Origin of the sequence: Cupriavidus sp. HMR-1, assembly GCF_000319775.1 — a bacterium.
GTDB lineage: Bacteria > Pseudomonadota > Gammaproteobacteria > Burkholderiales > Burkholderiaceae > Cupriavidus > Cupriavidus metallidurans.
Genome location: NZ_ANKP01000038.1, coordinates 20,427 through 28,703, shown reverse-complemented (window position 1 = coordinate 28,703; position 8,277 = coordinate 20,427). Strand labels below are relative to the sequence as shown.

Annotated in this window: 9 protein-coding genes; 3 read left to right on the top strand and 6 right to left on the bottom strand. The window is 60.1% G+C overall.

All coding sequences use genetic code 11. The features are described 5' to 3' along the window. The 3 genes from D769_RS05170 to D769_RS05160 form a co-directional block, all read left to right on the top strand. Positions 1-549: hypothetical protein (locus D769_RS05170; protein WP_052018054.1), on the top strand; the 549-nt coding region annotated here is incomplete at its 5' end. Positions 550-748: 199 nt separating this feature from the next. Beyond that, a complete protein-coding gene (locus D769_RS05165; protein ID WP_008642736.1) occupies positions 749-958 on the top strand; it encodes a hypothetical protein in 210 nt (69 codons plus the stop codon). A gap of 411 nt (positions 959-1,369) precedes the next feature. Further along, positions 1,370-1,948: a site-specific integrase gene (locus D769_RS05160; RefSeq protein ID WP_223277383.1), complete on the top strand. Its 579-nt coding sequence runs from the start codon at positions 1,370-1,372 to the stop codon at positions 1,946-1,948. A gap of 225 nt (positions 1,949-2,173) precedes the next feature. Here the strand turns inward: D769_RS05160 and D769_RS05155 are convergent, their stop codons facing one another. The 6 genes from D769_RS05155 to D769_RS05130 form a co-directional block, all read right to left on the bottom strand. Further along, entirely contained in the window at positions 2,174-2,470 is a 297-nt protein-coding gene (locus D769_RS05155; protein ID WP_008642731.1) for a hypothetical protein, read from the bottom strand. A gap of 533 nt (positions 2,471-3,003) precedes the next feature. Beyond that, the gene (locus D769_RS05150; RefSeq protein WP_008642729.1) at positions 3,004-4,071 is read right to left on the bottom strand and encodes a porin; all 1,068 of its coding nucleotides are present in this window, start codon (positions 4,069-4,071) and stop codon (positions 3,004-3,006) included. Positions 4,072-4,275: 204 nt separating this feature from the next. Then, complete coding sequence (locus tag D769_RS05145) at positions 4,276-5,379, bottom strand: glycosyltransferase family 2 protein (RefSeq protein ID WP_008642728.1); 1,104 nt, start codon at positions 5,377-5,379, stop codon at positions 4,276-4,278. Then, complete coding sequence (locus tag D769_RS05140) at positions 5,376-5,759, bottom strand: GtrA family protein (RefSeq protein WP_008642726.1); 384 nt, start codon at positions 5,757-5,759, stop codon at positions 5,376-5,378. The genes D769_RS05145 and D769_RS05140 overlap by 4 nt, the downstream gene beginning before the upstream one ends. Next, the gene (locus D769_RS05135) at positions 5,756-7,381 is read right to left on the bottom strand and encodes a glycosyltransferase family 39 protein (protein ID WP_008642723.1); all 1,626 of its coding nucleotides are present in this window, start codon (positions 7,379-7,381) and stop codon (positions 5,756-5,758) included. Before D769_RS05135 ends, D769_RS05140 begins: the two co-directional genes overlap by 4 nt. Next, positions 7,378-8,136 carry a class I SAM-dependent methyltransferase gene (locus D769_RS05130; protein ID WP_223506125.1) on the bottom strand — a complete coding sequence of 253 codons (759 nt, stop codon included), beginning with the start codon at positions 8,134-8,136 and terminating at the stop codon, positions 7,378-7,380. Before D769_RS05130 ends, D769_RS05135 begins: the two co-directional genes overlap by 4 nt. Positions 8,137-8,277: the final 141 nt, after the last annotated feature.

The window sequence follows — 8,277 nt, the reverse complement described above, 5'->3', positions numbered from 1 at the left end:
ATTTTCCGTTTTCTGAGACGACCCCATGCACACCTGTCACCGCCTTACGCTCTTATCGAGTGGCTGCGGTCCCTGCCATCGGCCGTTAGCCGTGAACTGCTCCAGGACGCCGTCTCGCCGATGGCTTCATACATGCCAGGCCTCCTCGGAAGTGCGGGAGAACCTGACGTCGACGCGCTGTCGAGCTGGCTACGTAGCAGCAACGACGAACTGCCTGTCGTCACCTGGTCCAAGGTCGTCGCCCTGCGAGCCCATTTGCAGTGTTTGCTGGCGGAGCGCGGCAAAGACGCGTGGTGGGCGCACAGACGCGAAGGCCTGCAGCGAGCTCTGGATGAATTGACGATCGGCAGCAAAGACGGGCATCCTGCCCGATTGCCGGCGGAGCTCCAGTTCTACCTCGCGTCGCTAGCCGCCGAGAGAAGAATCTGGGCGGATGCCATTCGCCAGTGGTACGGCCTGTGTGCGACACAGTTGTCCGACTCCGCGCTCGCGAAATGGGTAATCGCTGAAGATCGCCGCCGATTTGCAGCTCCTCGCAACGAGACCTAGTTCACCCCAAAGCTTTCTGCAGTTGTAATGGGAGGGTCATCTGTAGGTTCGGTTGGCCGGACTAGACTGACATTGTCGAATTGCTAGGGCGTATCGCGCCCCCGACCGTCGTGCCCATTGCGTTCCGGCACACGCGCAGACGATCCTTGTCCAAAGGGGGACCGGATCATATTGAATAGAACTCAACAGGAGGCAACTCATGAAACGCACCACTGCGGCCCTGTTCGCTCTCATGGTCTCGATCATCGGTATCGGCAGCGCCATTGCAGAAACCGCGCGCAATGCTGAGCGTGGACAGATTCATCGACCGAGGGATCCGTACACGGACGGCGCCAAAGCCGCGGACTTCGATGTGTACGGCGGTGGTGCAACGATTGAGCATCGCGTGGGAGAAGACATCGCGAAATAGCCCATCCAGGAATGCAGCGAAGATGCCAGCCTCGCGGCGTCTGACTTGTACGAACACAGGACACGATATCGGCCCACTCCTCCACTGGCCCTCGTCTTCGCATCGCTGGGTCCGATATCCTTGAAATCTGCCGTTCCCCCGGTGGAACCCTTAGCGGTTGCTTCGATCTGGGCAACCGCTCTTTTTTTTGCGAAACGATCCTCCAGACGACTGGGGACTGGGGACTGGGGACTGGGGACTGGCACAGCATCGACCTATCGACAGGTATCGCTACGAACGCCGAGCTACGAGCTGTGACCGGCAGGGGCCGCCGACACGGCCGCCCGGTTGCGCTTTCTCAAACTGTTGGACAGGTTGTGCCGCCACCTGGTCCTCGTTGACCTGCGTGCAGCCAACCCTGTTGCGGAGCTGATGTTGGCCGACCAATGGCTTCAGGACGATCCCGAGTGCCTCTACCTCTCCGAGGAAGTGGATGCACGCCTGCAGGAATTCGTACAACCACTAAGCGGCGACAACCCCACGCAACTGCGATGCCGCGCGATCGTTGCATTTTTTCTCGGCACGGGTGTCACTGCCGGCGAGGGTAGAATGACCCGCGTGCAAGACCTGCTCCCCGACGCGGCGCCCCTCTATTTGCATGTGCCGGCGAAATCCCAGAAATTGCCTCGCACCATCGACCTTGAGTCCTTTTCCGTCGCGCCGTTGTCAGCATGGCTGGCCATCCGCCGCAAGGCACCCGTCTATGGCGACCTGCTGTTCACCCTAAAGCGCACCGGCACCCCCATCACGTACATGAGTCTTGGGAAGATCGTACGCGAGGCCTTCGATGCCATCGGCTTCGACGTGGTGGATATGAGCCCGCGGATTCTACGCAACACGTACTGCCGACGCGCCCTCCTCCAGGGGCTGCGGCGTGACGAAATCACGCGACGCCTCGGACTATCGAGCAATCGGACAGCGGACCGCCTCGCCCAGACCATCCGCCGATAGCATGCTGAGCTTGCGCTTTTCGCGGATGGCGTGATCTTCCTGAATTGAGCGCGCCTGCACCGCGAAGCAACGTCAAAGGAAATCCGCGATTGGCCGCATCCTAGCGCTCGCCACCAAGCCGCTACCGGCATCGAGCTGCAAGCCGATAGGCCCAGGGGCACATTGCCGCGCCTGAGCTTAACAGGATCGTAACGCGCGCATCATGCTTGCGTGAGGCACGGGAAACTACAGTGTTCGCAGGCTGGAGAAGCCGTGCATAAGCGCGGCAAAGAAAACCATGATGATCCGACGATGCATACTAATGGCCGCTGCCGGGGCCTTGTTGGCCTCGCATGCCATGGCGCAGGCCGCCCCGGCCTCACCATACAGCTTGAGCGTGGCTGTGCTGCCGAGCAGATCCGAGGCGTGCAGCCACGTGGCGCCCCACACGGTGAAGACGTGCAGCGATGGCGCGAACGCGGGAAGATACCTGTCGTCTTCTGATGGCGCCCCGCTGTAGCCGCGCCGTGGTAACCGAATCACCGGGGCTGTGCTTCGTTATGTCATCTCTAGCTGAGATGGCAAGAGGTGACCGGCCAAGCCTGACATCCGGGCTGTCTGTCATTGAGATGCTTCGCGACTCCAGCCACACTGCCTCGTGCTCCTGCGGCGCTACGGACACATCAGCGACCAGCCGCCTCACCGCGGCATCCCGGCTATCCGGCCCGCAATAGTGGATCCGACGGATGACAAGGCAAGGAGACCTTGCCGCGCATTCACAAGCGGTGCTGATACATCGCCTTCAGCGTGATGCCCGCCGCAGGAAGGTAACTCGTGTTGTTGCCGTTACCAGCAGTTGGCTGTAGAGCGGATAGTAGTAGCAGTTCAGAAGGTTATGAATCCCGACCGCCACGATGGCATGACATATTCGTCAAGACGTTTTTAAATTCTATACCGTCAATAATTTCCGGAATACGGCAATGTCTCTATGAATGTGTACAAAAAAAGGACCACCGATATGGTGGCCTCAAGCTCTCTTGTTGTTAGCAAGGGAGTGTCGATCTTGAAGAATTCGATTAGAACTTGTGACGTACGCCGATGACCGCGCCAACCTGGTTCTTGCCCGGCGCGACACTGGTAGGTGCACCCGAAAGCGAGTTGTAGCCGTTCAGGCCGAGCTGCGAGCCATTCTTGTTCCTCGCATAGGCCACGTTCATATAGACGTCCGTGCGCTTCGAGAAGGCATAGTCGGCCGACGCCACGAACATGAGCGGATCGGCACTGGAGTTGCGCGTATCCGTGTAGTAGGCAGCGCCCGTCAGGCTCAGCGCCGGCGTCATGCTGTAGCGCAGACCGGCCCAGTACAGGTTAGCCCCGCTGGCAGCCAGCGTGCCGGCGTTACCATTGAACCAGCGATACCCCAGGAAGGCCTTCGCGGGACCGAATGCATAACTCGCACCCACCAACGCGCGACGGTCCTTTCGTTCGTCCGTTGCCACAGTCGAGCCGCGGAACTCGTCATAGACCGCGCCAACGGCGAGACCGCCGGTCTCGTACATCAGCGAGATGCCGATGTTACGATCGACTTTGAAATTTCCGGGGATCTCGCCCCCACCTGTGCGGCTGAAGCTGTACAAGGCGGTGGCGGTCAGGCCACCGAACGTTCCACGATACTTGACCGCATTGTCGGCGCGACCGGCAATAATGTCATCGCTGCGATACAGCGAATAGCGCGGTGCGAAGCCCATGGGGTCGAGTTGCAGGCCCACGTCGTAGATCGGCGTGGTTTGGCGACCCAGGGTCACCAGACCATACTTGCTGCCCAGGCCAACCAGGGCGGCCCGGTCAAACAGTCGAGGGCTGCTGCTCAGCACAGCCGTATCCAGCGAGAAGCCGCTTTCGAGTTCGAACACAGCCTTGAGACCGCCGCCGAGATCCTCGCTACCGCGTAGACCCCAGCGCGACGTCGACATATTGCCGGAACTCATGCGGACCAAGTTCGATCCATTGCTAGCAGAAGGCGCGTTGCTGAGGTACTCAATACCCGCATCCGCGACACCGTAAAGCGTCACGTTGGACTGCGCGAACGCCGTGCCCGCAATCAAACTGGCTGTCGCAGCCACGACTCCACATCGAATCTTCATTTCACATTTCTCCTTCAAAGGTAGGCCCTGCAGTGATCGGGAGAATATTAGATTGAATATTACGCATACCTTGCAGGGCGATTACTTGAACATTTTTGGTTGTTAAATGACAACGACCATCTATAAATTTATCGTTTACCACTATGCCTTGATCTCAGTATTTTTTGAATTCCTATACCGATGCGTACCTATATCATCTCCGCATCACGTCCAATTCTTTCTTACTTCCGACGATGCAATGTCAAGGGGCGCGGGAGAATGTTCCACCGAATCCGCACGCCGCACAGCCCTGACGACAACATCCATAGACCTCGTTGCATCCGAGACCCTTCGGAATGGGATACCCTCCTCATCCATCTCTCTAGCGGGGGTATAGCCCGCAACGAGATAGAGCGGCCGGCGCTTGGCTTCGTTGAACAGACGGCCCACATATTCGCCAAGGATGCCCAGGAAGAAGAGTTGCAGTCCGCCAAGCATCAACACGACGGTCATCAGGGACGGATAGCCTCGCACCGGATCGCCGAATAGCAGCGTTTTGCCAACGGTATAGAGCGCCATCCAAAACGCCGGGACAGCGACGATCAAGCCGACCGACGTGGCGATCCGCAGAGGAATTGTCGAGAATCCCGTGACGCCATCGATCGCGAGCTTAAACAAGCGGCGGTAGTTGAACTTCGTTTTTCCCGAAGCGCGCGCATCCCGGTCGTAGAGGATAGAGGTCTGTCGGTACCCAATCCACGCGTACAGACCTTTCATGAAACGGTTCTGTTCGCGGAGCTGGCCGATGGCCGCGACCGCGCGCTGGCTCATCAGACGAAAATCGCCGGTGTCGGCGGGGATGTCGATGTCACTCACCTTCCCCATCAGGCGATAGAAGCAGTGGGCCGTGGCTTTCTTCAGGAAGGATTCGCCCTCCCGGGTCCGCCGGGTCGCGTAGACGACATCGAAACCTTGCTCCCACTTGTTAATCAGGGTGGGGATCAGTTCCGGCGGATCCTGCAGATCGGCGTCGATGACGACGACGGCGTCGCCGCACGCGACATCCAATCCCGCGGTCAATGCGGCTTCCTTGCCGAAATTCCGGCTCAATTCGATGATGCCGACTTTCTCATCGGCGCCCCGTATTGTCCTGAGCACATCGAGGGTCCGATCCCGGCTTCCATCGTCCACGTAGATAACTTCCGACGTATAGGGAAGGGTTCCCAGGACGGCGCCGAGACGCGCATGGAACAGGGGCAAGACCTGCTCCTCATTGAAAATGGGAACGACCACCGATACTGTTCCCTGCAACCGCTTATCCGAACTCATCGTGACTCCCTGTTCAGGAACGTCCAGTTGGCATGCAATGTGTAGTTGATGAGCATGAGGAGAAACGTGGACAGAACCTGTGCGAGCAGGTAGTGAAGCCCCGCCCGCAGTCCGATCCACATGAACGCAGCGTTGAGCCCGAAGGCGAGCACCGAAACTGCCAGGAATCTCGCAAAGCGCGATGAAGCATCCGACGTGCGCGCGAACACCCACCGACTGCTCAGGAAATAATTCGTCAGGAGCCCCACCACGCTGCCGACAATCGAACCCAACAATGGGATGCCCCCCTGCGCAACAATCAGGATCAGCATGAGGTAATGCGCGGCGGTCGCGGTCGCGCCGGTGACCAGATAGCGGAGGAATCTGGGCGACATTGTCATCGCTTCTCCACGAGCACCGTCGTGCCCCGGCGCGCCACCACCAGGCTCTCTGGCCCCAGGTCGGGGGACAGTTGCGCAAAAGTTGCCTCGCGCATGACGGCGAGCTTGTGTCCGCGCTCGCGCCAGCGCAGCAGGAAGGTCGCGTAGCTATCGATCCACCGCTGGGGATCGACAGAAAAGCCAAGATCCAGTTCGTCCCTGGCAACCACCACCTGGGGAAGCATTTCGGAGTAGAACGCCAAGCCCCGGTCGATCTGCCCGACGTTGAACAGGGCGGTATCGGCGCGGCGCGATGCCTTGACGGTTAGGCCGATCGGCTTGATCGACAGGGATTCGAAGGCCATGGATGCCACGAGCCCCAGCTGAAGGCTGCCAATCGATGCAAGAGCTGCCACTGCAACGGCAATGCCACGTCGACCTGACAGGGCAAGGGCACCGGCAACCAGCCCGCCAACCACCAGGGCGCCGATGGTTAGCGTGCTCCAGAAGGAGAAATGACGAAGATCCGAGATCCCGCGCCTGAGCACCTTGTCCGATAGCTCGGGGATCCATTGCAGTCCCGCGATCAGGATGCCGAGTATGACCATCAGCGAGCATCCGACCACTACCCATCTCGTGCGCACGCGCAGGATGGCGTCACCAACGAGCACGGCGAGCGGCGGAAATGCCGGCAGGATATACAGGGGCAGCTTCGATCGCGAGACAGAGAAGAAGACAAGCACAATCAGCGTCCACACCAACAGGAATAAACGCGGGTCAAATGTCCCCGAACGCCTCGCAGGTCGGTAGCGCTGCCAGACTGTGGCGGGGATGACGCCAGCCCACGGCAGCATTCCCGCGACCAGCACCGCGGCGAAGAACCAGGCAGGCTTGTTGCGGGCATGAACGGAGGAAGTGAAGCGCGCCAGGTGTTCGTGGACGAAGAAGTAGTTAAGAAATTCCGGATTGCGAACCGACACTGCGACGATCCACGGCAGCGCGAGGACGCACGCGAACAACCCCCATATCCAGAAGGCGCGACTTCTGAACAGTCCGAACTGTCTGGTGAGCACGGCGTAGACCACCATGGTCGCGGCGGGCAGCACGATCGCAATCAATCCCTTGGCAAGGAAGGCCAGCCCCACCAGACCCCAGACGATCGGATAGAGGCGCCTATCGGCATTCCTGACCGCTACCGCATAGACCAGGACGGCGTTGCCCAGCAGTGCGCCGACGCCGATATCTGTCGTGGTCAGGTTCGAGCCCAGTATCCATAGCGGCGAGCCGGCCAGCACCAGGGCAGAGGCGAGCCCCACTCGCCGCCCGAAGAGTGCCGTCGCAGACCAACCGGCGACCAGGATGGCACTGGCTCCGATCAACGAACTCCAGAGTCTGGCGCTCCATTCACTGACGCCAAACACCGCAAACGCCGCCGCGGTCGCCCAATACTGAAGTGGCGGCTTGTCAAAGAACTTGACGCCGTTCAGCCGAGGGGTCGTCCAGTCGCCCGAGACGAACATCTCCCGGGCAACTTCGGCGTAGCGCCCCTCATCCGGTTCGTAGAGCGGCCGGATCGAGAGGGTCGCGGTCCACAGCAAGATGGCAACGACAATGAGCGAAAACCAGAGAACGCGAGACTTCACGAAGGCTTCCTCGCGGCGACAAGTAGGGAACCGCCTAACGGAAACCTCAGACCGGCAAGAATCAACTGCCGCTCGGCGGCACAGATGCCGCCAAAGATGCGGTTGAGCGTCGCGCCAATTCGGAATCCGTCGTCCACCGCGTCTTTGGGCGGCTTGAGCCGTTGCTGCAATCTCGAGAGCGCCATCGCCGGCAGAAGCAGCGACATGAAGGAGGTGGCGTAGACGGGCTGGAATCCGGCGGCCCGCACCTTGCCAAGCAACTCACTGCGCGTGTAGCGGCGCTTGTGCTTGGCCGCATCGTCAAGATGGCTCCACAGGCTGGGATGCTGCGGTACGGTGAGGATGAGGCCACCGCCGGCGCGACAAGCCCGGTACATCTCTGCCAGGACACGCTCATCGTCGTCGACGTGCTCGATCACATCGAACGCCCCGATCACATCAAAGGCAGCGGTAAAGGGCAGCGCGCGGGCGTCCATCTGGATGAACTGGGCGTTGGACTTGTTGCGGGCCGAGGCCAGTGCCTGCAGCGACGCCTCCCCACCGCAAATGCGCGCATGCGGAAAGCGCTGCTCGATGGCCTTGAGGTTCTCGGCGGTCCCGCACCCGATGTCCATGAAGGACCTGAGTGTCGGGAAATGGCTCTGCAGGACGTCAAGAATCAGCCGCCGCCGATGAACGAACCAAAAGTGTGTGGCTTCGAGCTTTTCGTATTCCTCGAAGAGAGGTTCGTGATAGCCATCATGGTCGGCCAGCATGGCCGGCGCCATGCAGACCAATCCATCCTGACTCATCGGTTGCCAGCCGCACGCGGCGCAACTCCAGATTTCGTGCTTGATAGGGGCTCTGCACTGAATGCATGCGCGCATGGTCGTCTCCCGTTCGAGGTTCCTGCTCCA

Coding starts and splice junctions, on each gene's coding strand:
- D769_RS05165 (WP_008642736.1), top strand. CDS start 749: ATGAAACGCACCACTGCGGCCCTGTTCGCTCTCATGGTCTCGATCATC.
- D769_RS05160 (WP_223277383.1), top strand. CDS start 1,370: ATGTTGGCCGACCAATGGCTTCAGGACGATCCCGAGTGCCTCTACCTC.
- D769_RS05150 (WP_008642729.1), bottom strand. CDS start 4,071: ATGAAGATTCGATGTGGAGTCGTGGCTGCGACAGCCAGTTTGATTGCG.
- D769_RS05145 (WP_008642728.1), bottom strand. CDS start 5,379: ATGAGTTCGGATAAGCGGTTGCAGGGAACAGTATCGGTGGTCGTTCCC.
- D769_RS05140 (WP_008642726.1), bottom strand. CDS start 5,759: ATGACAATGTCGCCCAGATTCCTCCGCTATCTGGTCACCGGCGCGACC.
- D769_RS05130 (WP_223506125.1), bottom strand. CDS start 8,136: ATGCTGGCCGACCATGATGGCTATCACGAACCTCTCTTCGAGGAATAC.